Genomic DNA, 25,674 nt, shown 5'->3' with positions numbered 1-25,674 from the left:
GGGCGGCCACTCCACCGGAGCCACCGGGGGCAAGCGACTTTAGAGCCACACCCCACTCTTCCGGACCGCCAAACACCTTACGGAGCGGCTTTGGGGTGGCGCTGCTTTGGCGCGAGTGATCATGGCCCCGTAAGCTTGCGGCGCGTCGGGCAGTCTGTGGACCTGCCCGATAAAGCACGACGTTGGGGCCATGATCTTCGAGGCTCGCGCCTAAGTGGCTCCGTAAAGCCGCGGAGCCGACCGCCCCAGCCACGACGTACCCCTTCTCTGGCATCAGGCGTCTGCATGCTTGTAGCGCGGCACGGGCGTCGGCCGGGCTGGAGCGGGGCGGAGACCGGAGCGCAGGCCCGGCCGGGGGCCGGGCCTGCGCGCGGTGAGCGGAGCGAGCCGTCTTGAAACCAGTAGAGAAAGTTGCAACTCAGTCTGAGGTGCGGGACGTTGTCGGGTCCCAGTAGATGCTTGACACTTCGGTCCCAGCTGATGGTTGACAGTGGCCGTGTTCTCTGTGTGGTCTGTGTGGAAAGATGCTGATCATGGCAGATCTGGATGCCGCAGCCAGAACAGAGGCTGAGTGGCAAAGGCTGCTCGGCTGGCGCTACGTGGACCGTGAGTTGGTGCGAGCTGCCTACGCCGAGCCTCAGCTTCGGAAGCTCTTTCCCTGGACTGGTATGTGGGAACTGCACTTCAGCCGTTGCATCGAGAGCCCTTGGACGTGGGATGTCCCGTATATAGGGCCACAGCCTGGCGGTCGGTTCCGCGTGGAAGGGCCGTCAAGGTCTGAGTTTGTGGGAGAGGCTGACAGTGCCGAGGCAGCCGTGGTGATGGTCGTTGAGCGCTTGCCACCGGGCTGTGGTCCCGCCGTCGTCAACCGCGACGCCCTCGTCACCGAGGAGAGAAACGGCGGCTGACGGTGCGGTGACACAGTCCAAAGACCAAAAACATCACCTGGGACTAGACACTGTGGTGCGGGACGTGAAGTCGGATGCGCACGCGGGAAGATCGACGCTCTGACGGTGAGCCATCGGTAGGAAGACCACTGGCCGGATCGTCCATGTGATGCAGGTGCTGGCGTGGGTCACGGTGACCGTGCAGGGTTCCATGGTGACCGTGCAGGGTTCCATGCGTAAGAGGGCTCGTCGCGTATCGATGCGGCCGTCGTAGAGCCAGGCCCAGGCCTCGTCGGAGGCGTCCGGGTCGAGCGCTGATGAGATGGTGCGCAGGGCGACCGCTACCCATCTGTCCGCTTGTGGTGCCGTGTAGGTGTCGAACGACGCTCGGAGTGCCAGCGGTCCTGTCTCGTCGTGGACGTCGTCCAGCACCCGCACCAAAAGCCCCGCTGTGGCTTGTCCATCAGCACGGGTGTCCTCCCGGCCGGGTGTCCGTGAAGAGTTCGGCGGTGACGGTGTAGCCGTTGTGGCTGCCGTGGACGACGACTCGGTGTGCGATGACGCTGACCATGCCCAAGCCGCGGCCGTGTACCGCGTCCATGCTCGGCTGCTCGACCTTCGGGGCCGTGCCCGTCCCTCCCTCGTCGGTGACCGACAGGGCGACCACCTTGGGGGAGACCGCGAGGGCCAGGTGGAAGCTGCCGAGGCCGCCGCTCGCCGTGTGCAGGATCGCGTTCGCGCTCAGCTCGCTCACGATCGGTTCGGCGTCGTCGGCCAGGGGCTATCCCCGCAGGATGTCCCGTGTCCAGCGGCGGGCCGGCGGACCTCCCGGCAGGCCGCTACCCGAGCCAAGGCGGGGGAGGTGCGGCAGGAGTCGGCCTACGTCTTCAGGACCCGGACCGGTCGCCCGGTTGAGCCGCGCAATGGCTACCGCTCGCTCACGTGCGTCGCCCAGTCCGCCAGCCTCCGCGTGGTCCGGCTGCACGACGCCCGCCACGGGACGGCCACCTTGCTCACGGCGGGCGGAGTCGCGCCCCGCGTCGTGATGGAGATCCTGGGGCACTCGCAGATCAGCATCACCATGGACGTGTACACGCACCTCGTGCAGGACACCCAGCGCGAGGCCATGAGCCACATTGACCGACTGCTGCGGAGGCGCCCCGGTCGTCCGTGACTGACGCCGTTGATGTCAGATGTGGATGTCAGAAGGGCCCGCACCTACGAAAGTCGTAGGTGCGGGCCCTTTTGGCCTGGTGCCCCCGGCAGGATTCGAACCTGCGACACCCGCTTTAGGAGAGCGGTGCTCTATCCCCTGAGCTACGAAGGCAGTGGCAGTGACGCATGGAGCGACGTGCCCGTGGTCTGGGAGGACCACAGGCGTCAGCGTACCGGATGTGGGTCGGCGGGTGTGGGGGTCAGGTCGGTCGAGGATGCGGGGTGGGTGTAGGGCGCAGACGGGTGGGCGTCGTATGCGGTGTCGGGGGAGAGGGCCCAGCCGGGCGGGGTCATGAGGGGCGGATGCGGTTGGGTCAGGAGGGGCCGATGCGGGGTGGGGTCAGGAGGGGCGGATGCGGGTGTGGCGGGACGCTGTGTGGAGGTCCGTCTGGATGTGGGTGGCCGTCCTCGTCAGTTCCGGGAGGAGGTCCGTCACGCACTCCCTCGGCGTGCGGCGGCTCACATGCATCGCCGTGTTCAGGGCCGCCACCACCCGGCCCGACCGGTCGCGGATCGGGACCGCCAGGGAGCGGAGGCCCTCCTCCAACTCCTCGTCCACCAAGGCGTAGCCCTGCGCACGGACCGCGGCCAGGGTCTGCTCCAGGCGAGGCTTGTCCGTGATCGTGTGGGGGGTCAGAGCGCGCAGGTTCGCAGGCTCCGGCAGGGGCGTGGGCGCGTCCGCCAACAGGATCCTGCCCAGTGCCGTCGCGTACGCCGGCAGGCGCGTGCCCACCGTGATGTCCACGCTCATCACCCGGGCCGTCGCCACCCGGGCCGTGTACTGGATCTCCTCGCCCGACTCCGACAGCACCGCCAGTGACGTCGACTCGTGGATGCGGGACGTCAGCTCGGCCAGGTGGGGTTGGGCGATCTCCGGGAGGGACGTACGGGACAGGGGCGGGAAGCCCAGGGAGAGCACCCGGGGGGTCAGGGTGAACGTGCGGTCCGTCGCGGCCACCAGGCCCAGGTGCTGGTAGGTGATCAGGGCGCGGCGGGCCGTCGCCCTGGCCAGGCCCGTCGCCCGGGCCACTTCCGTGAGGGTCAGCTCCGGCCCGGCCTCGCCGAACGCCGTGACGACCGTCAGGCCACGCGCCAGCGACTCCACGAACTCGCGGCCCAGTTGCTGCTTGGACGTGCCCGTCCAGCGCGCCAGGTCCGAGGGGGGCGGGCCGGGCTCGGGGGGCGGGGTGGTCCGGAGCTCGCGTTCCATGGCGCGCACCGCTGACCGCAGCCTCGGGAGCAGCGCCGTACGCAGGCGCTGCGCACTGTGGCGGCTCGTATGGCTCACCACGCTCGCCACGCACGCGATCGCGCCGTCCGCGCCCGGTGACCGGACCGGTACCGAGATCGCCACCAGGCCCGGCTCGATCAGCTGGTCGTCCAGGGACCAGCCGTTCGCCGACGCCTCGTGCGTGCGGCGTACGAACGTCTCGGCGTCCCGCTCGTCCGCCCCGTACGTGCGCGGCGGTACGGCCGTGAAGGACAGGTCTCTCGGGTCCGCCGCCCTGCGCCTTCGCCAGCGTCGCCAGTCCGTGTCCGTCCACTCCGTCGCGAACAGCGGTCCGGGCGCGGTGCGTTCGGCGGGGAGCAGGTCGCCGATCCGGAAGCTGAGGGACATCGCGCGGCGGCGGGTCGCCTGGTGGATGAAACGGATGCCGTCGAGGTCGGCGACCGCGAGCGAGACCGACTCGTCCAGTTCGTCGGCGAGCGCGTCCGCGTGCGGGGACAGCAGCGCGGGCAGACGCAGGGCGGACAGGTACGCGTTGCCCAGTTCCATCAGGCGGGGGGACAGGTGGACGTCCCGGCCGTCGAAGCGGACGTAGCCCGTGCGGGCGAGCGTGGCGGTGATGCGGTCGACGGTGGAGCGGGCGAGGCCGGTGGCCCGTTCGAGGCCGCTCAGGCTCAGCGTGCCGTTCGCCTCCGTCAGTTCCCGCAGTACCGCGATGCCGCGGATGAGCGGGGTGACCGCCTCCGCGGGGACGTCCCTCTGTACTTCCCCCGAGGCGTCGCGCAGGACGTCCCTCTGTACTTCCCCCGAGGCGCCCTTCGACGCGTCCCCCGAGGCGTTGCCCAGGACGTTTCTCGGCACGCCCCTCTGCCCCGTCTCGTCGGCCGGCGAGGCGGCACCCTCCTGGGGCTCGGACACGGGCTTCGCAGGCATCGGCTCTCCGGTACGGCGCTCGCGACGGTCGCGGCAGGCCCACCGTAATCCCAGTCGTCCGAGTAAGCGGAGATCAGTACCGGGTGGACAGGGGCGGGGGAGAGAAGTCCCGCTCTCTATCGCCTCGTCACCCTCACCCGGTATCCCCCCTCCGCCCCCGCCCCCGCGGCTCCCACCCCCGCGCCCACCCCCAGCACCTCGATCGTGATCCCGTGGCCCGCGTCCCGGAACGTCTCTCCGGGGGTGAACGGCGCGTCGGACAGCTCCGCGTGGACGTTCGGTGCGCGGGTGCAGCCGCCGCTGTCGCGGTGGGAGTCGGTGACGGTGACCGGGCCCATGCCCGTGTCCACCTCCGCGTCGACCCTGTAGATCAGTACGCCCGGGCGGCACACCGCCTCGTCGTTGCCGGCGCGGGTGCGCACTTCGACGGCGTAACCGGTCCTGCCGTCGAGGGGGACGAAGACCAGCTTGGAACCGCCGGCTTCCGCGAGGGGCGTCAGGGTGTACTCGGTGGTGCCGGGGGACGACGCGCAGTGGACCTGGGCGGCGTCCAGCCAGCCCAGCTTCCACTTGTGCCAGCCGAGGAAGTCGTTGTTGGCCCCCCAGTCCTCGCTCATGATGTCCCAGTGGCCGACCGCGCCCCCGCCCTCCGCGGTGTACAGGTCGGGCAGGCCGAAGACGTGGCCGTTCTCGTGGGGGAGGACGCGGTAGCCGGTGCGGTCGTAGGAGCCGGAGCCGTCGTCCTGGCGGGAGTAGACGAAAGAGGCGTTGGCCACGGGTACGCCGTCGGCGACCGGGGCGTCCGGGTTGCCGGCGAAGGTGACGGACAGGACCGTGTCCAGGGCGGAGGGGCCGGCGTTGGGGCTCACCAGCACGTTCAGCAGGTCGTACGCGCGGAAATCCACCTCCGGGTCGGCCTCGGCGACGAGATCCTGGACGAGGGTGCGGTAGCCGGGCTCGAACGGGGCCCCGCGCCCTATGCCGTACTCCCGGAAGGACTTCGGCATCCGCAGCCAGCCGGGGACGGGGGTCTCGGGGCGGTAGTCGAGGCGGCCGTAGGAACTGGTGCGGAACCACTCGCGGGTCTGCGGGAAGAACTCGCGGAAACGGTCCTGGGCGTCTCCCTCGCCGGGGGCGTCCGAGAAGTCGATCATCAGGGTGAGGGCGCGGACGGTGCCGGTGGAGCGCGTGTAGCCAGTGGGGGTCGGGATGCCCTCGGACATCTGGACCTCGCGTGCGCCGCGGATCATGCAGGGGCCGTGTGCGGGCGTGTGGGACAGGACGATCGGGCCTGCTCCGGCGGTGCTGGTGCCGGGGGTGAGACCGCCCGTTCCGGCCGAGGTGCTGACCGTGAAGGTCAGGGCGGTCACGCAGGCCAGGGCGGCCAGGCGCCGTCTGGGTATCCGGTGACGGGGCGGCCCCGTGCCGTCCGGGTGGGGGCGCCGGGGCTGCGGCTGTATGCAAGGGACCTGCAAGGGACCTCCCGCGCCACGGCAGCCTCCCGTCTCCGGCTGCACCCTTCCGATCACCCTGCGTCGCCGGATGGGGGGACGCGCGCTGGAGGAGACCGATCGTGGGTTTCCCGTCAGTAGGGGTGGGGCGGGACGTCACCCGGCTCGCGAGGCAGGCTCCGGGCTCGTGAGGCGGGCACCGGGCGCGCGAGGCAGACTCCGAGTCCGCGAGGCAGGCTCCGAATGCGCGAACGGAGGCAGGCTCCGGGCTCGTGAGGCAGGCTCCGGATCCGCGAGGCAGGCTCCGGGCTCGCGAGGCAGGCTCCGGGCCCTCCGCAGCCCCCGCCCCTCCGCCCAGCACCCCCGGTGGCCCGCCCCCTCCAGCAATTTGTGAGCCAGGTCACAAAGAATTTCTCCGGGAGCGGGAAATACCGGGGACCCACTCCCCGTTTAGCCATGTGTCCGACCGAAACGGGGACCCGCTCCCCGGATCGGAGCAGTAACCCTCAGCCACCACCAGGAGTACGCCGTGCAGACCGCCACCCCCGAAGCGCGCAAGGCGCCCCGGCCTCGCGCCGACGCCCTGCGCAACCGGGAGCGGATCGTCACCGCCGCCCGGGAGATGTTCGTCGAGCACGGCCCCGAGGTGCCGCTCGACGAGGTCGCCCGCCGGGCCGGCGTCGGCAATGCCACGGTGTACCGCAACTTCCCGGACCGCGACGCGCTCGTCCGCGAGGTCGTCTGCTCGGTCATGGGCCGCACGGCCGCGGCCGCCGAGGCCGCGCTCACGGAGACCGGCGACGCGTTCGAGGCGCTGGAGCGCTTCGTGCACGCCGCCGCCGACGAGCGGATCAGCGCGCTGTGCCCGATGGTCTCCAGCACGTTCGACCAGCACCACCCGGATCTGGAGGCCGCCCGCGAACGGGTCGAGCGGCTGATCGCGGAGGTCATGGACCGCGCCAGGTCGGCCGGACAGCTCCGGTCCGACGTGGACGTGGGGGACATCATGATCGCCGTGGCCCAGCTCAGCCGGCCCCCGGCCGGCACGGACTGCTTCCGCGCCGACCGCTTCGTCCACCGCCACCTTCAGCTGTTCCTGGACGGGCTGCGGGCTCCCGCCCGCTCCGTCCTGCCGGGTGCGGCCGTCACCATGGAGGATCTGCGCCGGCCCTGACCGCCCCGCCCTGCCCCGTCCACCCACCCAGCCCGACCGGCTCAGTCCGGTCGCCTCAGCCCGATCGGCTCAGTCCGGTCGCCTCAGCCCGATCGGCTCAGTCCGGTCGCCTCAGCCCGATGAGTTCAGGCCGCCCCACCCGTCTGAACCCTGGATGACAGTCCCTGCGGCACGTCCCCTCGACGAGCCGTCACCTTTCGCCGCCTTTCGTCACCTTTTTCCGTCACGAAGTCCCGAAGTGGGTATCCCCATGTCTGAAACAACCTCGAAGACGCCAGGCGCACCGGTCAGAGAGCCGGACGCGTTCCGCTGGAAAGCGCTCGTCTTCATCGCCCTGGCCCAGCTGATGGTCGTCCTGGACGCCACCATCGTGAACATCGCCCTGCCCTCCGCCCAGCAGGACCTCGGCATCTCCGACGGCAACCGGCAGTGGGTCGTCACCGCCTACGCCCTCGCCTTCGGCGGTCTGCTCCTGTTCGGCGGCCGGATTGCCGACCTGTGGGGCCGCAAGCGGGCGTTCGTCCTCGGGCTCGGCGGCTTCGCCGCGGCCTCCGCGCTCGGCGGGGCGGCCACCAACGAGGCGATGATGTTCGGTGCCCGTGCCCTCCAGGGCGTCTTCGGTGCCCTGCTCGCGCCCGCCGCGCTCTCCCTGCTCGCGGTGATGTTCACCGACGCCAAGGAGCGCGCCAAGGCGTTCGGCATCTACGGCGCGATCGCCGGCGGTGGCGGCGCGGTCGGGCTGATCCTGGGCGGCTTCCTCACCGAGTACCTGGACTGGCGCTGGACGTTCTTCGTGAACATCCCGTTCGCCATCGTCGCCGCGGCCGGCGCGTACTTCGTCATCCGTGAGCCCGAGGGCGGCCGCAACCGCTCCCCGCTCGACATCCCCGGCGTGATCCTGTCCACCCTCGGCCTGGTCGCCCTCGTCTACGGCTTCACCCGCGCCGAGTCCGACGGCTGGAGCGACTCCGTCACCGTCGGCATGTTCGTCGCCTCGGCCGTGCTGCTGGCGTCCTTCGTGCTCGTCGAGGCGAAGGTCAAGGCCCCGCTGCTGCCGCTGCGCGTGATCACCGAGCGCAACCGCGGCGGGATCTACCTCTCCCTCGGTCTCGCGATCATCGCGATGTTCGGCCTGTTCCTCTTCCTGACCTACTACCTGCAGATCGTGAAGGGCTACTCGCCGGTCAAGACCGGGTTCGCCTTCCTGCCGATGATCGCGGGCATGATCACGGGCTCCACGCAGATCGGCACCCGCCTGATGACCCGGGTCGCGCCGCGCCTGCTGATGGGCCCCGGCTTCCTGGTCGCCGCCCTCGGCATGCTGCTGCTGACCCAGCTGGAGATCGGCTCGTCGTACGCCGCCCTGTTGCTGCCCGCGATGCTGCTGCTCGGTCTCGGCATGGGTACGGCGTTCATGCCGGCCATGTCGCTGGCCACCCAGGGCGTCGAGCCGCGGGACGCCGGTGTCGCCTCCGCGATGGTCAACACCTCGCAGCAGGTGGGCGGCGCGATCGGCACGGCCCTGCTGAACACCATCGCCGCCTCCGCGACCACGGCGTACGTCGCCGACCACATCGCCGGGGCGACCAGCCGGTCCCAGCAGCAGCTGGTCCAGCTGGAGGGCATGGTGCAGGGCTACACCAGCGCCATCTGGTTCGCCGTCGGCATCCTCGTGGTGGCCGCCGCGATCGCCCTGACGTTCGTCAACGCCGGCCGCCCGGGTGGTACGACGGTGGCGTCCTCCGGCGAGGAGGCGGCGGAGGAGGTGCAGATCCCGGTCGTCGCCCATTGACGCCCGCGCATCGCACCCCGGCGGTGCCGCGCCACCCGTAGTGGCCCGCGCACCGCACCCCCCCTCGCGGTGCCGTGCCACCGTAGTGGCACGCACACCGCACCCCCGCAGTGCCGCACCCCCGCAGTGCCGCACCCCCGCAGTGCCGCACCCCCGCAGCGCCGCACCCCCGCAGTGCCGCGCCACCGTAGTGGCCCCCGGCACCGCAACCCCTTCGGGCCACCCGTGGGCACGAGGAAGGGGACGCCTCGTACCCACGGAATCCAGGACCTGTCCTGGCCCCGCGTCAGCTCAGCGGAGCCAGGGCAGGTCCGCACCCGCTTCGGCCGGCTGAAGTCCCTCGGCGACGATCCGCATGATCTCGCCGAGGGACTTCTGCTGTTCCGGGGAGAGCCGGTCGAAGACCGCCTGGCGTACGGCCTCCACATGGCCCGGCGCGGTCTGCCGCAGCACCTGGAGGCCCTCGTCCGTGAGGACGGCGAACTGGCCCCGCTTGTCGTCGGGGCAGTCCTCCCGGCGTACCCAGCCGTTCTTCTCCAGGCGCGCGATCGCGTGCGAGAGCCGGGAGCGGGTGATCTTCGCCAGCATCGCCAGCTCGGTCATGCGCAGCCTGCGCCGCGGCGCCTCGGCGAGCTTGACCAGAAGGCCGTAATAGACGTGCGGCATGCCCGCGTCACGCTGCAACTGGCGGTCGAGATGGTCGTCGAGGAGGGTGACGCCCTCCATGAACCAGCGCCAGACGCGCTGCTCCTCGTCGGTGAGCCAGCGCGGCTCCTGGGGGCGGGCGGGTGAGCCGGTTGTCGGTACGGATGCGGGTGCCTTCATGTGTTCCACTCTACGTGGGCCCTCCTTGAACTTTAAACAAATGGCCCGTACAGTTTTGTCAGGGAACCACGTTTCGGAAGGAGCCGCAGCATGTCCGCCGCCACCCAGGAGCGCATGCCCGCTCTCTACCTGAGCCACGGCGCCCCGCCCCTGGCCGACGACCCCGTCTGGCCCGGTGAACTGGCCGCATGGTCCGCGGGTCTGCCGCGCCCCAAGGCCGTCCTGATCGTCTCCGCCCACTGGGAGGAGGCCCCGCTCGCTCTCGGTGCGACCGAGACGGTCCCGCTCGTCTACGACTTCTGGGGCTTCCCGGAGCACTACTACCGGGTGAAGTACGACGCCCCCGGCGCACCGGAGCTCGCGGAGTCCGTACGCAAACTGCTGCGCGCCCCCGGCATCCCCGTCCAGGACGTCCCCGACCGCGGCCTCGACCACGGCGCGTACGTCCCGCTGGTCGAGATGTACCCGGAGGCCGACCTCCCGGTCCTCCAGGTGTCCATGCCGACGCTCGACCCGGTCCGGCTCATGGAGATCGGCCGCAGGCTCGCGCCCCTGCGGGACGAGGGTGTGCTCATCGTCGGCTCCGGCTTCTTCACCCACAACCTGGCCGCGCTCCGGCAGGGCGGCATCCCCGCCTGGTCGGCCGAGTTCGACGACTGGGGACGGCGGGCGCTGGAGGCGCGTGACGTGGACGCGCTGCTGGACTTCACCCGCAAGTCGCCCGCGGGGCAGCTCGCCCACCCGCGCACCGAGCACTTCGCCCCGCTGTTCGTGACCATGGGCGCGGCCGACGCCACCGGTGAGCTGGACGCGCAGAAGTCCGTGATCGACGGGTTCTGGATGGGACTGGCGAAGCGGTCGGTGCAGTTCGGCTGAGCAGGTCCCGGGGGCCGGGCGCCTACAGCGGCTTCTCGTGCCAGGCCACGTCCCAGTAGCGGCCGAACTTGCGGCCGACCTCCCGGAACGTGCCGACGTGCCGGAAGCCGAACCGCTCGTGCAGCCGCGCCGACGCCTCGTTCGGCAGTGCGATGCCCGCGTAGGCGCGGTGCAGATCCTCGCCGGACAGGGCCTCGAAGAGGGCCGTGTAGAGGAGCGAGCCGACGCCGCGACCGCCGGCGCCCGGGGCGACGTACACGGTTGTTTCCACGGAGGGCGCATAAGCGGGCTTCACGCGGAAAGGGCTGGAAGTGGCGTAGCCGAGGATCCGCCCTGTCTGCGGCTCCGTGGCAACCATCAGGCGGTACGGCCCGTCTTCAGGGTGGGAGAGCAGCCAAGGGCGGCGCTCCTCCGGAGTGAAGATCACGGTATCGAATGTGATCGCCGTCTCAGCCACATAGTGGTTGTAGAGGGCCGTGAGGGCCTCGAGGTCATCCTCGACCCCCGGCCTGACCTGCACCTCTGTGGACTGTGACGGCATCGGGCCTCCTCGTGTGGCCGGGCAGGATACTGCATGATCAGAAAAATCGGGGGCCTGGTTGGGAATTCTGTCCTGATTCCAGTCGTTGTTTCCATCGGATGCAGGGCACCCGAGGAGAGTCCGGAGAGTCCCGGAAGACGGAGTCCAGCGTCCGAAGGACCACCCGCTGACCTCACCATCGCAAGGGAGCTCGCATGGCAACCCGTGCCGTCGCCCGTCGTCAGTCCGCCACCGGCGAGACGGCCGACGCGGCAAGCAGTGTTCGCGCCCATGGCGGCGAGATCGCCGACCGCGACCTGGTCGGCATGTACCTCGACGAGATCGCGCGTACGCCGCTGCTCGACGCCGCCAAGGAGGTCGAGCTGTCCCAGATCATCGAAGCGGGTGTGTTCGCCCAGCAGATCCTCGACGGCCTGGAGGAGAACAAGGCCGGGGCCTCGCCCGAGGAGCTGCAGGCCCTGGTCGACGACAGCGAGCGCGCGAAGGACGTCTTCATCCGCTCCAACCTGCGTCTGGTCGTCGCCGTCGCCCGCCGCTACCCCCGCAGCGGCCTGCCGCTGCTGGACCTGATCCAGGAGGGCAACGCCGGCCTGGTGCGCGCGGTCGAGAAGTTCGACTACCGCAAGGGTTTCAAGTTCTCCACGTATGCCACGTGGTGGATCCGCCAGGCCATCACCCGCTCCATAGCCGACCAGTCCCGCACGATCCGCCTGCCCGTCCACCTCGTGGAGGAGCTCGGCCGGATCCGCCGTGTGCAGCGCGAGTTCAACCGTGAGCACGGCCGGGACCCGGAGCCCGCGGAGATCGCCGCCGAGCTCGGCTCGACGCCCGAGCGGGTCACCGACGTCCTGGACTGGGCCCGCGACCCGGTCTCGCTGAACATGTCGGTGGACGACGAGGGCGAGACCCAGTTCGGCGACCTCCTGGAGGACACGTCGGCGGTGTCGCCCGAGCAGTCGGTGCTCACACTGCTGCGCAGCGAGGAGCTGGACGACCTGATCGGCCGGCTCGACCAGCGCACGGCGTCGATCATCAAGATGCGCTACGGCATCGAGGACGGCCGGGAGCGCACGCTGACCGAGGTCGGCAAGGAGCACGGCCTGACCCGCGAGCGCATCCGGCAGATCGAGAAGCACGCGCTGCTGGAGCTGAAGAAGCTGGCCCGCAGCACCGGCTTCGACGCGGCGGCGTAAAGCCCCGATCCTGCGCCCCGACCGTCGGTCCCCGGTCCCCGGTCCCCGATCCCCGGCCCCGAGGCCGGGGACCGGTGCACCCGGTGAGTATCCGGGCGTACGACGCGTTCCCCCAGCCCGTGGGTGACGGACCGTGTGCGCCCGAGGGGCACCGCGTACGCCGGGTGGCGAAAGACCGCGCAAACATGGCGATGTAACGCCGCTTCAACCCGCGGACTCAGGGAACAAGACTTCTGGGTCCACCAGTTCGGACCCGGGGCCACACCCCCTGGGCCCCCCGACAAGCCACGTCCCGTCGCACTCCCCCCGGCGCCGGGACTTTCCCCGAGACCGGGCTTCGGCGTCCTTCCCCCCGGACGCCGGGGCCCGGCTCTCGTTGTGTCCGGAGGGTTCCGTCTGGAGGGCGGGCCACCCCGTACCTGAACCACGGGGTGGCCCGCCAGATGGCAGATTGTGTCACATGGGCATAGCCTGCCGGGCGTGAGCAGCACCACCCCGCCTCCGCCCCCGTCTCCGACCTCGCTGACCGAGCGGCGGAAGGCGGAAACACGCATGGAGATCGCCCGGGCGGCGGCCGGTCTCTTCGTACGGCACGGCCTGCGCGCCACCCGCGCGGAGGACATCGCCCAGGCCGCCGGTATCGCCCCGCGCACCTTCTACCGGTATTTCGCCACCAAGGAGGAGGCCGTCGCCCCGCTCTACGCCACCGGCGCCGAGCGCTGGGTGGAGGCGGTGCGCGCCGCTCCCCCCGGCGCCGGTGTGCCGCGGGCGCTGGAGGAAGGGGTGCGGCACACCCTCACCCCGGGCGTCGCCGTCTCGGCGTCCTCGTGGGAGTGGGTGCGCACGCTGCTGCGCCTGGCCGAGGCGACCCCGTCCCTGCGCCGGGTGTGGGCGGAGGTGTGCCAGGCGTCCGAGCGGCGCCTGGGGGAGGTCCTGGCGGAACGGGTGACACGTGCCGGTGCGCCGGCAGTGGCCGAGGCGGTGGCCGAGGCGGACGGTGGGGCGGCGGCCGAGGCAGTGGCGGCGGCGGACGGTGGGGCGGCGGCCGGGTCGGTGGCGGCGGCGGGCGTGGCTCCGGACGGTGACGACAACGTTGCCGTCGCGGCCGGGGAATCACCCGCGCTCAGCCCCGAGCTGCGCTTCGCCGCCGCCGTGGCCAGTGCCGCCGTACGGGCGGCCCTGGAGGCCTGGGCGGCGGGGGACGGGCCCGTCGAGGGACCGGACGGTCCGGCGGAACTCGCCCTGCGCAATCTCGCGGCCCTGCGGGACTTCCCCTGGGGACGCTGACGCGACGGCTCACACCCCGCCCGCATCCGGCATCCAGCCCACGCCCGGCGTCCCGCCCCCGCCCGGTGTCCCGCCCGCCTCCGGTATCGCGCCCGCCTCCGGCATCCCGCCCCCGTCCGTTATCGCGCCCCCGTCCGGTGTCGCGCCCGCCTCCGGCATCCCGCCCCCGTCCGGTGTCGCGCCCGCGTCCGGCATCCCGCCCCCGTCCGGTGTCGCGCCCCCGTCCGTTAGCGCGCCCGCCTCCGGCATCCCGCCCATGCCCGGTATCGCGCCCACGTCCGGTATCCCGCCCGCGTCCGGCGCCCCGGCTGCCCTGCTCAACCGTGCCCCCAACTCCCTGACCGCCGTCACGAGTTGTTCCGGCCGGTGCACCACGAAGTCGCACTCCAGCATCGCCAGCCGGAACGCCACCCACTGCACGGCGTCCCCGACGGATCCCCGCAGTCGGCAGCTGTCGTCGTCCAACGGCTCGGGCGTGCCCAGCCAGTGGGGCACCCGGGCCGCGACGACGTCGGCCGGGGCGGCGAACGTGACCTCGAAGTCGTAGGACTGGTGCTGCCGTTGCATCGAGCGCCGCAGGAACTCCGCCGCGTTCCCCGCGGGCAGCTCGCGCGGTGCGAAGCGCGCCCCGGTGGCGAACGGCTCGCTGACGCGGTCGACGCGGAACGTGCGCCAGTCGTCCCGGTCGATGTCGTACGCCACCAGGTACCAGCGGCGGCCCGTGGACACCAGCCGGTACGGCTCCGTCAGGCGCCGCGTCTGTGTGCCGTCCGCCGCGCGGTAGGCGAACCGCAGCCGCTCGTGCCCGGCCACCGTGGAGGCCATGACGGTCAGGGTCTCGGGCGCGATGCTGGGGCCGTCGCCGCTGGTCAGGGGCGTCGTCGCGGCCTGCAGGGTGGTCACGCGGTGGCGCAGCCGGCCCGGCAGGACCTGCTCCAGCTTGGCCAGCGCCCGCACCGAGGCCTCGTCCAGGCCCTCCACCGCGTGCCCGGCCCCGGCGCGCAGCCCCACCGCGATGGCCACCGCCTCCTCGTCGTCGAGCACCAGCGGCGGCATGGCCTTGCCCGCGACCAGCCGGTAGCCGCCGTCGGCGCCCTTGGTCGCCTGCACGGGGTAGCCGAGTTCGCGCAGCCGGTCGATGTCCCGCCGCACCGTGCGGCGCGACACCCCGAGCCGCTCGGAGAGCTCGCCGCCGGGCCATTCGCGGGGCGTCTGGAGGAGGGAGAGGAGCGTCAGCAGCCGCGCCGGAGTATCCGTCGTCATACCGATGAGGATGCCGCACCACTAGGACACGATCTGACCTAGTGGCGGTCTAACTTCGACGCATGAACTCCACCGACACCACCCTCGGCACGGCGGGCGGCGGGACCGACCGCCGGCGCTGGTTCGCCCTCGCGATCGTGATGACCGCGGCCTTCATGGACCTCGTCGACGTGACCATCGTCAACATCGCCATACCGTCGATCCGGCGGGAGTCCGGCGCGTCCTTCAGCCAGATCCAGTGGATCACCGCCGGTTATGCCCTCGCCTTCGCCGCCGGCCTGATCACCGGCGGACGGCTCGGCGACATCCACGGGCGCAAGCGGATCTTCCTCGTCGGCATCGGCGGGTTCACGGTCGCCTCCGCGCTGTGCGGCCTCGCCGTGAACCCGGAGATGCTGGTCGCCTCGCGCTTCCTCCAGGGCGGCATGGCGGCGCTGATGGTGCCGCAGGTCCTGTCGATCGTGCACGCCACCTTCCCGGCACACGAGCGCGGCAAGGTGTTCGGGCTGTTCGGCGCGGTCGTCGGCCTTGGGGCCGTGTCCGGTCCGCTGCTGGGTGCGCTGCTGACCGAGTGGAACCTGTTCGGCTGGGAGTGGCGGTCGATCTTCCTGATCAACCTGCCCGTCGGTGTCGCCGGACTGATCCTCGGCAGCCGCTTCATCACGGAGTCCAAGGCGCCGCGCGCCCTGAAGCTGGACCTGGGGGGCGTCGCGCTCGTGACGCTCGGTCTGCTGATGCTGCTCTACCCGCTCATCCGCGGCCGCGAGCTGGACTGGCCGGTGTGGGGCTACGTCTCGATGGCCGGCTCGCTGGTCGTCCTCGCGGTGCTGGTGGCGTACGAGAGGCGCAAGACCGCGCGGGACGGGTCCCCGCTGGTCGAGCTGTCGCTGTTCAAGGTCAAGAGCTTCGCGGCCGGGATCGCCGTGCAGACCGTCTTCGGGATCGCGCTGGGCGTGTTCTTCCTCGTGTGGACGCTGTACATGCAGCTGGGGCTGGGCTGGAGCCCGCTGAAGGCGGGCCTGACCGGGGTGCCGTTCTCGATCGCCGTGTCGGCCGCCGCCGGGATGTCCGTGCAGATGCTGGTCCCGCGCTTCGGACGCAAGGTGCTGCAGGCGGGTGCGCTGGTGATGGGCGCCGGAGTGCTCCTCTACATCGGGGAGTCCGGGCACTACGGCTTGGCCATCGCCCCCTGGCAGATGGCGCTCCCGCTCGTCGTGATGGGCGTCGGCATGGGGCTGATCGTCGCTCCGCTGACCGACGCGATCCTCTCGGAGGTGCCGCGCGAGCACGCCGGTTCGGCGTCGGGCCTGATCAACACGGTGCAGCAGATGGGCAACGCGCTGGGGCTCGCCCTGGTGTCGGTGGTGTTCTTCGGCACGATCTCCGACCACCTGCGGCCGGAGCAGATCGGCCCGGCCTTCGTGGACGCCTTCCAGAACGCGCTCGGCTGGGTCGCCGCGGTGATGGGCGCCATCTTCCTGCTGATGTTCGCGCTGCCGAAGCGACCCGCGCAGCACGTGGAGGGTGAACAGGAGCCGGTGGGGGAGAAGGAAGCGGTTCTGGCCTGACCGTCGGAAACGGGCCCGGCACCTCGGTGGTGCCGGGCCCGTTCGCGTTCCCGCTGCGCCCTTCCACTCATGCCCGTTTGGGTCCGAACCTGTTTACTTTGCGGAAATCTCGGCGTAGCCTCCCGCTGAAACCACACGTTCGGGCATGAGGCGGAGGCGAACGGACATGTACGCACCGGAGCGGCAGCAGGAGATCCTCCGGCTCGCCCGTGACGGCGGCCGAGTGGATGTCGTGTCGCTGGCCGAGGAGTTCCAGGTGACGGCGGAGACGATCCGCCGGGATCTGAAGGCCCTCGACCGCGCCGGTCTGGTCCGCCGGGTGCACGGCGGGGCCATCCCGGCCGGGCGCCTCGACTTCGAGCCGGACCTCGCCGAGCGCGAGACGACCGCCGCCGACGAGAAGGACGGCATCGCCAAGGCGGCCCTGGCGGAACTGCCGACCGAGGGCACGGTGATCCTCGACGCCGGGACGACGGTGGCCCGGATGGCCGCCGCCCTCCCCCTGGAGGCCTCCCTCACCGTGGTCACGCACAGCCTCCCCATCGCGGCCCGCCTGGCCGACCACCCCGGCATCCAGCTCCACCTCATCGGGGGGCGCGTACGGCACCGCACACGCGCCGCTGTGGACGCCTGGGCGCTCAGGGCATACGGCGAGATCCGCGCCGACGTGCTGTTCGTGGCCGCCAACGGCTTCTCCGCCGAACACGGCCTGACCACCCCCGACCTCGCCGAGGCCGCCGTCAAGCGCGCGGCCGTGGCCGCCGCCCGCCGGGTGGTGCTGCTCGCCGACTCCTCCAAGCACGGCCAGGAGCACTTCGCCCGCTTCGGCGACCTGAGCGATGTGGACCTGCTGATCACCGACAGCGGGCTGAGCCCCAAAGACGCCGTCGCGATCGAGCGCGGCGGCACGGAAGTAGTGCGCGCATGATCCTCACCGTCACCCCGAACCCGTCCCTGGACCGTACCTACGAGGTGCCGTCCCTCGACCGCGGCGAGGTCATCCGCGCCACCGGCGAGCGGATGGACCCGGGTGGCAAGGGCGTGAACGTCTCGCGCGCCGTCGCCGCCGCCGGGCAGCGCACGGTGGCGGTCCTGCCCCTGGGCGGCGCCCCCGGCGCCCTCGTCGCCGACCTGCTCGACCAGCAGGGCATCGAGGTCGCGCCCGTCCCCGTCGCCGGAGCGACCCGTTCCAACATCGCCCTCGCCGAGTCCGACGGCGTCCTGACGAAGATCAACGCACCCGGCCCCGAACTGTCCGGCGCCGAGCGCGAACTGCTCCTGGAGACCGTGCGGCAGCAGTCCCGCGACGCCTCCTGGATCGCCTGCTGCGGCAGCCTCCCCCGCGGACTCGCCCCCTCCTGGTACGCCGAGCTGGTCGCCCGCGCGCACGCCGCCGGGGCACGGATCGCCCTGGACACCTCCGGGCCCGCGCTGCTGGCGGCCCTGCGCGAGCGGCCGGACGTGGTCAAGCCGAACGCCGAGGAGCTCTCCGAGGCCGTCGGCCGCCCCCTCGCCACCGTCGGTGACGCCGTGAAGGCCGCCGAGGAACTGCGCGAGATGGGCGCCCGGGCCGTCCTCGCCAGCCTCGGCGCCGACGGACAGCTGTACGTCTCCGGCGACGGCGCCTGGTTCGGCAGCGCCCGGGTGGCGGCCGTCCGCAGCAACGTGGGCGCCGGTGACTCCTCCCTCGCCGGTTTCCTCATCGCCGGCGGCGACGGCCCCGAGGCCCTGGCCTCCGCGGTCGCGCACGGCGCCGCCGCCGTCCAGCTGCCCGGCAGCGTGATGCCGAAGCCGGGCGACCTGGACCCGGCAGCGGTGACGGTCACAGCCGAGGTCCCGGCGGACCGCGCGCTGAAGGAGCCGGTGTCATGACATACCGAGCGGCCGGTGTCGTGACGTACCGAGGAGCCGGTGTCGTGACGTACCGAGCGGCCGGTGTCGTGACGTACCGAGGAGCCGGTGTCCTGACGTACCGAGCAGCCGGTGTCATGACCTACGACGAGCAGCGCGCACCCACGCGCGAGCGGCCGGCCCCCTCCCCCTTACTCACGGGCCCTGCCGCCACCCCCGTCACCCCCCACCGCACCCCCGTCCCCCTCCCCGCCCACCCCTCCCACCGGGCGATACGCGTGCTAAGGAGCCCGCGATGAGCGACATGATCACGGCGGACCTGGTCGACCTCGGCCTCTCCGCCGACACCAAGGAAGCGGCGGCCCGTGCGCTCGCCGAGCGCATGGTGGCCCTGGGCCGGGTGACCGACCTGGAGGGCTTCCTCGCCGACGTGGCGGCCCGTGAGGCCCAGATGCCGACCGGCCTCGACGGCGGCATCGGCATCCCGCACTGCCGCAGCGAGCACGTCACCGAGCCGACGCTCGCCTTCGGCCGCAGCGCCGAGGGCATCGACTTCGGCGCCCCGGACGGCCCCGCCGACCTGATCTTCCTGATCGCCGCGCCGGCCGGTGCGGACGACGCCCATCTGACGATCCTGTCCTCGCTCGCCCGGCAGCTGATGAACAGCGAGTTCACCGACGCCCTGCGCGCGGTGAGCGACGCGTCGGCCGCGGCGGCCCTGATCCGCGGCGACGAGCCGGACACACCCGCACCCGCGGGTTCCGAAGACCCCGTGGCGTCGGCGGGAGCGGCCTCTCCCGCCGCCGCCACGGTCACCGACGACGACACCGCCGCCGAAGAGCCGTCCCCGCAGCGGCCGTTCCGCATCGTCGCCGTCACCTCCTGCCCCACCGGCATCGCCCACACCTACATGGCGGCCGAGTCGCTGGAGAACGCCGGCCGTGAGGCGGGCGTCGAACTCACCGTCGAACCCCAGGGCTCGGCCGGTTTCACCCGCCTCGACCCGCAGGTCATCGCGGCGGCGGACGCCGTGATCTTTGCCCATGACGTGCCCGTACGGGAGAAGGAGCGGTTCGCCGGCAAGCCCACCGTCGACGTCGGGGTGAAGGCCGGCATCAACCGCGCCGCCGAACTCATCACCGAGGTCCGCGAGAAGGCCGCGCGCGGCGAGGTCACCTCCGGTTCCGCCCCGGCCACTCCGGTGGATCGTGCGGGCGAGTCCGGCGAGGGCTACGGCACCAAGCTGCGCAAGTGGCTGATGTCCGGCGTCAGTTACATGGTGCCGTTCGTCGCCGCGGGCGGTCTGCTCATCGCCCTCGGCTTCGCGATCGGCGGCTACAAGATCAACAAGGCCCCGTCGGTGATGGACCACTTCCTGTGGACTCAGGCCGACAGCTGGGCGGCCCTGCTCTTCCAGATCGGCGGCGTCGCCTTCGGCTTCCTCGTCCCGGTCCTCGCCGGCTACATCGCCTATGGCATGGCCGACCGGCCCGGCATCGTCCCCGGGTTCGTCGGCGGCATGATCGCGTTCAACATCAACGCCGGGTTCCTCGGCGGCCTGGCGGCCGGTCTGATCGCCGGTGGCGTGGTGATGGCGATCCAGAAGGTGAACGTCCCGGCGGCGCTGCGCGGCATCATGCCCGTGGTGGTGATCCCGCTGATCTCCTCGGCGATCGTCGGGTTCCTGATGTTCGTCGTCATCGGCAAGCCCATCGCCGAGGCCCAGAAGGGCATGACCGACTGGCTGAACGGCCTGTCCGGCAGCAACGCCATCCTGCTCGGCACCCTCCTCGGCCTGATGATGTGCTTCGACCTCGGCGGCCCGGTCAACAAGGTCGCCTACACCTTCGCCACGGCCGGTATCGCGGTGTCCAGCCCCAGCGACTCGGCGATGAAGATCATGGCCGCGGTGATGGCGGCCGGCATGGTCCCGCCGCTGGCCATGGCCCTGGCGACGACCGTGCGCGGCAAGCTCTTCACCCCGACCGAGCGCGAGAACGGCAAGGCCGCCTGGGTGCTCGGCGCCTCCTTCATCTCCGAGGGCGCGATTCCCTTCGCCGCCGCCGACCCGCTGCGCGTCATCCCGGCCTCCATGGCGGGCGGCGCGGTCACCGGCGCCCTGTCGATGGCCTTCGGCGCGACCCTGCGTGCCCCGCACGGTGGCATCTTCGTGGTCCCGCTGATCGGCAACCCGCTGCTCTACCTGGTCGCCATCGCCGCGGGCGTCTGCGTCACGACGGCCCTGGTCGTCGTCCTGAAGGGCATGCGCAAGCCGGCCCCGGGCGCCGCCGCGGCCTCCGCGGTGGACGACGAGGCCCGCACGCCCGAGACGAAGCAGCCCGTCGCGGCCTGACACGCGCTTGCGGTTCGCCCCATTCGGGACGTGTGAACCGTTCATGCCACCTGCGAGATAGATCACGAAAATCACGGCCCGGGACCATGGTCCCGGGCCGTGGTGTCTACTGGGCGCATGCCCGAGCACGCCTCCCGATGGCCCGAAGGCCACCCCCTCCCCGCCCTCCCGCAGCAGCGGCAGACGGGCCCCCGGTCGGAGTCCGTGGAGCTGACCGCCGAGGAGAGAGACGCGTTCGCCGCGCTGGTGCGTCAGCTCGGCGACAGACGCCCCTGACGGCCTGGGGCTGCTCCTCGGCAGCAGGCCGGGAGGGCGGCGCTCAGGACAGCTGGGCCGCCCGCCGCTCCATCGCCTCACGCGCCGCGTCCTCGGTCGCGTACACCTCACACATGTGCCGCCCGTCCGGCGTCGCCGTGTGCTCGACCTCCCACAGGGAGATCTCGTCGCCGTCGCGCAGCAGGAACGCGTGCTCGTAGAGCGAGAAGCCCAGTTGTGCCCGGCCCGCCCGGCACGGCCGCCCGAAGGCCTGCGTGATCTGATGCCCGGACGCCGTGGCGAGCAGGGCCGCCGTCTCCGCGCCCGGCCGGTCCACGTTCTCCGCCCGGCGCAGTAACCTGCGCGCGTGGTCCGCCGAATCCTCCGCGGCGTACGCGTGCCGGGGCGCCGGGACCGGTGACAGCTGCACCGTCACCGGCAGTTCGAAGTCGGGCGTGTCCGGCGGCAGCGGCAGCCGGGCGGTGGCGGCGCGCAGCTCCTCCTCGTCGGCGTACACCTCGTGCTGCGGTTCGCTGCCCGCCGCGGTGTTGTGGACGAGCTCCCAGAGGGTGAGCGCCGAACCGTCGGCGAGCAGCCAGGTGTGCCGGTACGTCTCCCGGTGCAGGCCCGCGCTGTGGTGCGCGGAGTGCAGCGAACCGTCGTGCGCCAGCGCGCAGTCCAGGCGTCTGATCGCCTCGTCCGGCAGCTCGAAGGAGTTCAGGGCGCGGCCGAGGAGGCGCGCGAGGTGCTCCTCCGGAGACTCGGGCGAGTCGTGGGGTTCGTACGGTGCCGTCTCGTACGGAACGCTCAAGGTTTCTCCCGGCGTTGCTGCATGTCACCTTGTGGGTGCATACCGTAGCCCCTCGGTCGGACATCATGTCCGGGAACCGAGAAAACGTACGTCCGGGAAAACGCCCGGGCCGCGCGAAAAGTTCCCGCGCGGCCCGGTCGGTCCGTCAAAAACCCCAGCTGGGGCGGTCGTTCAGAGGTGCACAGAGGTGTGTAGAGGTGCCTGGAGGTGCCTGGAGGTGCAGAGGTGCGTGCAGCCGATCAGGAAGCGCTGTCGGCGGTCCACTGGCTCCACGCCATGTTCCAGCCGTTGAGCCCGTTGTCCGGTGCCACTGTCTTGTCGGGGGAGTTCTTCACGATCACCACGTCCCCGATGAGGGAGTTGTCGTAAAACCACTTGGCGGACGTGCTGCCCCCCGCGCCCTGGACGTCGGCGAGACCCACGCAGCCGTGGCTGGTGCCCTCACGGCCGAAGGGCGGGTTGCCCTTGTTGTACCAGTAGTTGCCGTGGAGGAAGGTGCCCGACGTGGTCAGACGCATCGCGTGCGGCACGTCCGGGATGTCGTACTCGCCGCCGAGGCCGACCGTCCGGCTGTTCATCCGGGTCTGGACGAACTTCTCGGAGATCACCATCTGCCCGTTGTACGTGGTGTGCTCCGGGCTGCCCGCCGAGATCGGGACCGTCTTGACGGTCTTGCCGTCCCGGACGACCGTCATCGTCTGGGTGTTGACGTCGACCGTGGAGACCTGCGAACGGCCCACCGTGAAGGTGACCGTCTTCTTCTGCACGCCGTAGACGCCGTCCGCGCCCTCGACCCCGTCCAGGTCGATGTTCACCGTGACCTTGGAGCCGGCCTTCCAGTACTCCTCGGGCCGGAAGTCCAGCCGCTGCCCGTTAAACCAGTGCCCGACGACCTTCTGCCCGCTGCTGGACGTCACCTCGATGTGCGACTGCACGTCCTTGCGGGCGGTGATGGCCTTGTCGAAGGTGAACGACACCGGCATGCCCACACCGACCGTCGTGCCGTTGTCCGGCGTGTACGTCCCGATGAAGCTGTTCGACGACGACACCGTCGTGAAGATCGAGTTGGCCGCGGCCGTCCGGCCGTCCGCGTCCTTGGCGGTCGCCGATATCTGGTACTTGGTCCCGCGCTCCAGCTGCTCCTTCGGCTTCCACACCTTGCCGTCGCCGGAGATCGAGCCCTCCACGGCCTGGCCGCTGCCCGCCACCGTCATCTTGACGTCGGTCAGCTTCCCTTCGCTGACCTTCACGCCCGTCTTGTTGATGGACGCGCCGGTCGAACCGTCCTTCGCCGAGATGGCGATCTTCGCGACGGACGTCTTGCCGCCGCCCTTGCCGTCCTTCCCGTCGTCCTCGGCGTTGGCGCTGCCACCGCAGGCGGTGAGCGTCAGGGCGCCGACCATCAGGGCGGCACAGGCCCCCAGAGTGCGCCGCGCTGAAATGTTCGGCGTTGTCACGGGCTGCTCCCAGTTCGTGTGATGTTGTGTGATCCGCTCCAGTACGTGGGAGAAGAGGGGCCGGGGGACCGGTGGGGTTCCGTCCGTTCCCCATGAAGGCCGTCACGTGACAGAACCGCGACAAAGCCCGGGACCGCTGTGCCTCCGCCGTGCGTCACGGGCCTGGTCAACGGCCCGGATACAGCTCCCCGTACGACGGCCACGCCCCGCCCGGGCCGTCCACCGGCTCCGCGGCCCGCACGGCCCGCACGATCGCGCGCGTCACCACGTCCGCGCCCGCCGCCAGGACCTCGTTCAGGGCGAGCGGGTTCGCGGCGTCCAGCGCGCGGCCGCCGGTCGCCAGCGTGAACACCGTGTCCCCGTCGTTGAGGAGATGCACCGGACGCACCGCACGCGCGATGCCGTCGTGCGCCGTGCCGGCCAGCTTCTGCGCCTGCGCCTTGGACAGATCCGCGTCCGTGGCGACCACCGCGAGCGTGGTGTTCAGCGGCGGCGGCGTACTCCGCGCGGCCGTCTCGGCGAGGCGCCGCTGCGCTGCCGCGTGGACCTCCGCCTCCGGATACCGCACCCGCCCCTGGAACAACTCCCCGTACAACACCCCCGTCTCCGGATCCACCGCCGATCCCGCCGCGTTGGCCACCACCAGTGCGGCCACCGTGATGCCCGAGCCGAGCACCGTGCTCGCGCTGCCGACACCGCCCTTCACCACCCCGACCACGGCTCCCGTGCCCGCGCCCACGCACCCCTGGGGCACCCGGGCGCCCGGCTCGCTCGCCGCCGCCGCCTCCACCGCGGTCCGGCCGGTGGCGGCGTCGGGCCGGGCCCGGAAGTCACCGCCCCGCCCCAGGTCGAAGACGCACGCGGCGGGCACCACGGGCACCACCTGCGCCGGATCCGCCCCGACCCGGATCCCGCGCCCCCGCTCCTCCAGCCACGCCATCACCCCCGACGCCGCGTCGAGCCCGTAGGCACTGCCACCGGTCAGCACGACCGCCTCGACCTGGCGCACCACGTTGCGGGGATCCAGCGCGTCCGTCTCCTTGGTGCCGGGCCCGCCGCCCCGCACGTCCACGGCGGCCACCGCCCCGCCCTCCGGGGCGAGTACGACCGTGGTGCCGGTGAGCCAACCGTCGCCGGTGCGTGTCGCGTGCCCGACCCGCAGGCCGGAGACGTCCGTCAGAGCGTCAACTGTCATGCAGCACAGTCTCGTCCAGCGGCCGGCCCCCGAGGCCACACCGAGGCCGTCGGCGGGGGCGGGTCGCCGGGGTGCTCACCCGGTGCGCCCTCGGTGGGGCCGGATCGCCGGCGTTTTCACGCGATGCGCCGTCGCTGGGGCCGGGTCGCCGATGGTGCTCACCCGGTGCGCCCTGGGTGGGGCAGGGTCGTCGGCGTGCTCACGCGATGCGTCCTGGGTGGGGCAGGGTCGTCGGCGTGCTCATGCGATGTGCCCGCGGCCGGGCCTGCTCACCCGGTGTGTGTCGCCACTGCGCTCTCTCTGGCGGTCGGCCGCGCCGCCAGGGTTTCTCCGGCCGCCACCGACAGCGCGCAGACCACGCCCGCCGCGAACACCGCCCAGTGGCCCAGGAACGTGCAGCAGATCACCAGCAGGGCCGTCGTCGGCAGCACCAGCTGCTGGGTGATGCCCTGCTTGAAGTGGCGCGAGTGCAGGGCCCACACCGTCAGCAGGTACAGAGCCGTCGGCAGGGTCACGGCCGCCGACGCCGACAGCGTGGAGATGTGCGCCTTGCCGACCGTCTGCTCCACCGCCACCTCCAGCCCGGCCCCGATCGCCGCAGCGGAGGCGAACACCAGGTAGTGGCCGTAGCCCCACAGGAACGCCTGACGGTTGGAGCGCAGATGGCCGTGGATGGGCACCACGAAGTAGATCCACCAGGCGGCGAAGATGATCAGCAGCCCGCCCGCCGCGATGGGGAGGAGCTCGCCCAGCGCGTCGTTCTCGTCGATGCCGGACTTCACCGCGACCGTGGCCGCCGCGATCGTCTCGCCGAGCACGATGATGGTGAACAGCCCGTACCGCTCCGCGATGTGGCGGGGATGCCAGGACGTGGAGTGACCCCTCTCCGCCAGGGGCGGCACGCACATCTCCAGCAGCGCCATCACCAGGAACCACCAGGCCCGTGCCCCCTCGGGCAGGAACAGCAGCCCCAGCCAGCCCATCTGGCACGCCAGGATGCCGCCGGCGTAACGCAGGGCCGTGGCGCGCTCCGGGCCCCGGCCGGCGCGGGCCGCCCGCAGCCACTGCGACGCCATGGCCACCCGCATGATCGCGTAGCCCAGCCAGACGACCAGGTACTCGTGTTCCTCGAACGCCCGCGAGACCCCCGCCGCGAGGACCAGCACACCCGCGATCTGCACCAGGGTGACGATCCGGTACAGCACGTCGTCGTTGTCGTACGCCGAGGCGAACCACGTGAAGTTCATCCACGCCCACCACAGGGCGAAGAACACCATCGCGTAGTCGAGGATCCCCTGCCCCGCGTGCCCCTCGGCGACGGAGTGCACCAGCTCGATACCCGCCTGGGCGACGGCCACCACGAAGCACAGGTCGAAGAAGAGCTCCAGCGGCGAGGCCGTGCGATGCGCCTCGTCGCGGCCACGGGCCCGGAGCCTGCGCAGCGGCCCCCGGCCGCCGGGCGCACCGGAGGAGACGGGCGGGGGAGCGGGGCTGGACGTCATGCGTCCCAGCACAGCAG

20 protein-coding genes, 1 tRNA gene and 3 pseudogenes are annotated in these 25,674 nt (G+C 71.7%); 12 read left to right on the top strand and 12 right to left on the bottom strand.

Annotated features, from left to right (window positions below):
* Positions 1 to 533 precede the first annotated feature (533 nt).
* Positions 534 to 908: a DUF6193 family natural product biosynthesis protein gene (locus ACFV20_RS29940; RefSeq protein WP_385662133.1), complete on the top strand. Its 375-nt coding sequence runs from the start codon at positions 534 to 536 to the stop codon at positions 906 to 908.
* Positions 909 to 941: 33 nt separating this feature from the next.
* On the opposite strand, the pseudogene ACFV20_RS29935 reads toward ACFV20_RS29940, so the two are convergent.
* Positions 942 to 1,357 (bottom strand): annotated as a pseudogene (locus tag ACFV20_RS29935) (hypothetical protein).
* Positions 1,351 to 1,665 carry an ATP-binding protein gene (locus tag ACFV20_RS29930; protein WP_385662141.1) on the bottom strand — a complete coding sequence of 105 codons (315 nt, stop codon included), beginning with the start codon at positions 1,663 to 1,665 and terminating at the stop codon, positions 1,351 to 1,353. Before ACFV20_RS29930 ends, ACFV20_RS29935 begins: the two are co-directional and overlap by 7 nt.
* On the opposite strand from ACFV20_RS29930, the pseudogene ACFV20_RS29925 reads away from it, so the two are divergent.
* Positions 1,650 to 2,061 (top strand): annotated as a pseudogene (locus tag ACFV20_RS29925) (tyrosine-type recombinase/integrase); the annotation flags it as partial. The gene ACFV20_RS29930 and the pseudogene ACFV20_RS29925 sit on opposite strands and share 16 nt — an antisense overlap.
* A 77-nt stretch (positions 2,062 to 2,138) precedes the next feature.
* Here the strand turns inward: ACFV20_RS29925 and ACFV20_RS29920 are convergent.
* The 3 genes from ACFV20_RS29920 to ACFV20_RS29910 all read right to left on the bottom strand — a co-directional run bounded on the left by ACFV20_RS29920 (position 2,139) and on the right by ACFV20_RS29910 (position 5,723).
* Positions 2,139 to 2,214: transfer RNA gene (locus ACFV20_RS29920), tRNA-Arg, on the bottom strand.
* Positions 2,215 to 2,442: 228 nt separating this feature from the next.
* Complete coding sequence (locus ACFV20_RS29915) at positions 2,443 to 4,263, bottom strand: IclR family transcriptional regulator C-terminal domain-containing protein (protein ID WP_385662130.1); 1,821 nt, start codon at positions 4,261 to 4,263, stop codon at positions 2,443 to 2,445.
* Between the two features lie 116 nt (positions 4,264 to 4,379).
* Positions 4,380 to 5,723, bottom strand: a complete 1,344-nt coding sequence (locus tag ACFV20_RS29910) for a M6 family metalloprotease domain-containing protein (RefSeq protein ID WP_385662139.1) — start codon at positions 5,721 to 5,723, stop codon at positions 4,380 to 4,382.
* A 520-nt stretch (positions 5,724 to 6,243) separates the two neighbouring features.
* Between ACFV20_RS29910 and ACFV20_RS29905 the strand changes: the two genes are divergently transcribed.
* Together ACFV20_RS29905 and ACFV20_RS29900 are read left to right on the top strand one after the other, a co-directional pair.
* Entirely contained in the window at positions 6,244 to 6,888 is a 645-nt protein-coding gene (locus tag ACFV20_RS29905) for a TetR/AcrR family transcriptional regulator (RefSeq protein WP_385662127.1), read from the top strand.
* 250 nt (positions 6,889 to 7,138) lie between these two features.
* A complete protein-coding gene (locus ACFV20_RS29900; protein WP_385662124.1) occupies positions 7,139 to 8,680 on the top strand; it encodes an MFS transporter in 1,542 nt (513 codons plus the stop codon).
* Between the two features lie 291 nt (positions 8,681 to 8,971).
* On the opposite strand, the gene ACFV20_RS29895 is transcribed toward ACFV20_RS29900, so the two are convergent.
* Positions 8,972 to 9,505 (bottom strand): MarR family winged helix-turn-helix transcriptional regulator, encoded by a 534-nt coding sequence (locus tag ACFV20_RS29895; protein ID WP_385662121.1) that lies wholly within the window; start codon positions 9,503 to 9,505, stop codon positions 8,972 to 8,974.
* Between the two features lie 90 nt (positions 9,506 to 9,595).
* On the opposite strand from ACFV20_RS29895, the gene ACFV20_RS29890 reads away from it, so the two are divergent.
* Entirely contained in the window at positions 9,596 to 10,381 is a 786-nt protein-coding gene (locus tag ACFV20_RS29890) for a dioxygenase (protein WP_385662118.1), read from the top strand.
* Between the two features lie 22 nt (positions 10,382 to 10,403).
* Here ACFV20_RS29890 and ACFV20_RS29885 read toward each other — a convergent pair whose 3' ends face one another.
* Positions 10,404 to 10,922: a GNAT family N-acetyltransferase gene (locus ACFV20_RS29885; protein WP_385662115.1), complete on the bottom strand. Its 519-nt coding sequence runs from the start codon at positions 10,920 to 10,922 to the stop codon at positions 10,404 to 10,406.
* A gap of 194 nt (positions 10,923 to 11,116) precedes the next feature.
* Here ACFV20_RS29885 and ACFV20_RS29880 point away from each other — a divergent pair, with 194 nt between their 5' ends.
* Together ACFV20_RS29880 and ACFV20_RS29875 are read left to right on the top strand one after the other, a co-directional pair.
* Entirely contained in the window at positions 11,117 to 12,115 is a 999-nt protein-coding gene (locus ACFV20_RS29880) for an RNA polymerase sigma factor RpoD/SigA (RefSeq protein ID WP_031144436.1), read from the top strand.
* Positions 12,116 to 12,595: 480 nt separating this feature from the next.
* On the top strand, positions 12,596 to 13,402 hold the full coding sequence (locus tag ACFV20_RS29875; RefSeq protein ID WP_385662111.1) for a TetR/AcrR family transcriptional regulator: 807 nt from the start codon (positions 12,596 to 12,598) through the stop codon (positions 13,400 to 13,402).
* A gap of 294 nt (positions 13,403 to 13,696) precedes the next feature.
* Here the strand turns inward: ACFV20_RS29875 and ACFV20_RS29870 are convergent.
* Positions 13,697 to 14,665, bottom strand: a pseudogene (locus ACFV20_RS29870) (helix-turn-helix transcriptional regulator); the annotation flags it as partial.
* A gap of 62 nt (positions 14,666 to 14,727) precedes the next feature.
* Between ACFV20_RS29870 and ACFV20_RS29865 the strand changes: the two are divergent.
* The 5 genes from ACFV20_RS29865 (at position 14,728) to ACFV20_RS29845 (ending at position 20,713) form a co-directional block, all read left to right on the top strand.
* Complete coding sequence (locus ACFV20_RS29865) at positions 14,728 to 16,233, top strand: MFS transporter (RefSeq protein WP_385662109.1); 1,506 nt, start codon at positions 14,728 to 14,730, stop codon at positions 16,231 to 16,233.
* Between the two features lie 166 nt (positions 16,234 to 16,399).
* The gene (locus ACFV20_RS29860) at positions 16,400 to 17,161 is read left to right on the top strand and encodes a DeoR/GlpR family DNA-binding transcription regulator (protein WP_385662106.1); all 762 of its coding nucleotides are present in this window, start codon (positions 16,400 to 16,402) and stop codon (positions 17,159 to 17,161) included.
* Complete coding sequence (gene pfkB, locus ACFV20_RS29855) at positions 17,158 to 18,105, top strand: 1-phosphofructokinase (protein ID WP_385662103.1); 948 nt, start codon at positions 17,158 to 17,160, stop codon at positions 18,103 to 18,105. The genes ACFV20_RS29860 and pfkB overlap by 4 nt, the downstream gene beginning before the upstream one ends.
* A gap of 274 nt (positions 18,106 to 18,379) precedes the next feature.
* On the top strand, positions 18,380 to 20,437 hold the full coding sequence (locus ACFV20_RS29850; RefSeq protein ID WP_385662100.1) for a fructose-specific PTS transporter subunit EIIC: 2,058 nt from the start codon (positions 18,380 to 18,382) through the stop codon (positions 20,435 to 20,437).
* 117 nt (positions 20,438 to 20,554) lie between these two features.
* The gene (locus tag ACFV20_RS29845) at positions 20,555 to 20,713 is read left to right on the top strand and encodes a hypothetical protein (RefSeq protein WP_385662097.1); all 159 of its coding nucleotides are present in this window, start codon (positions 20,555 to 20,557) and stop codon (positions 20,711 to 20,713) included.
* Positions 20,714 to 20,756: 43 nt separating this feature from the next.
* Here the strand turns inward: ACFV20_RS29845 and ACFV20_RS29840 are convergent, their stop codons facing one another.
* From ACFV20_RS29840 to ACFV20_RS29825, 4 genes are all read right to left on the bottom strand, one after another.
* Positions 20,757 to 21,503, bottom strand: a complete 747-nt coding sequence (locus tag ACFV20_RS29840) for a DUF6227 family protein (protein WP_385662094.1) — start codon at positions 21,501 to 21,503, stop codon at positions 20,757 to 20,759.
* A gap of 239 nt (positions 21,504 to 21,742) precedes the next feature.
* A complete protein-coding gene (locus ACFV20_RS29835) occupies positions 21,743 to 22,960 on the bottom strand; it encodes an Ig-like domain-containing protein (RefSeq protein ID WP_385662091.1) in 1,218 nt (405 codons plus the stop codon).
* Positions 22,961 to 23,126: 166 nt separating this feature from the next.
* Positions 23,127 to 24,155 carry a P1 family peptidase gene (locus ACFV20_RS29830; RefSeq protein WP_385662088.1) on the bottom strand — a complete coding sequence of 343 codons (1,029 nt, stop codon included), beginning with the start codon at positions 24,153 to 24,155 and terminating at the stop codon, positions 23,127 to 23,129.
* A gap of 269 nt (positions 24,156 to 24,424) precedes the next feature.
* The gene (locus ACFV20_RS29825) at positions 24,425 to 25,657 is read right to left on the bottom strand and encodes a low temperature requirement protein A (RefSeq protein ID WP_385662085.1); all 1,233 of its coding nucleotides are present in this window, start codon (positions 25,655 to 25,657) and stop codon (positions 24,425 to 24,427) included.
* Positions 25,658 to 25,674 lie beyond the last annotated feature (17 nt).

This window comes from Streptomyces sp. NPDC059696, assembly GCF_042733745.1.
Taxonomy (GTDB): domain Bacteria; phylum Actinomycetota; class Actinomycetes; order Streptomycetales; family Streptomycetaceae; genus Streptomyces.
The sequence above is the reverse complement of the archived record's forward strand: the minus strand, read 5'-3'. Positions and strand labels throughout refer to the sequence as shown.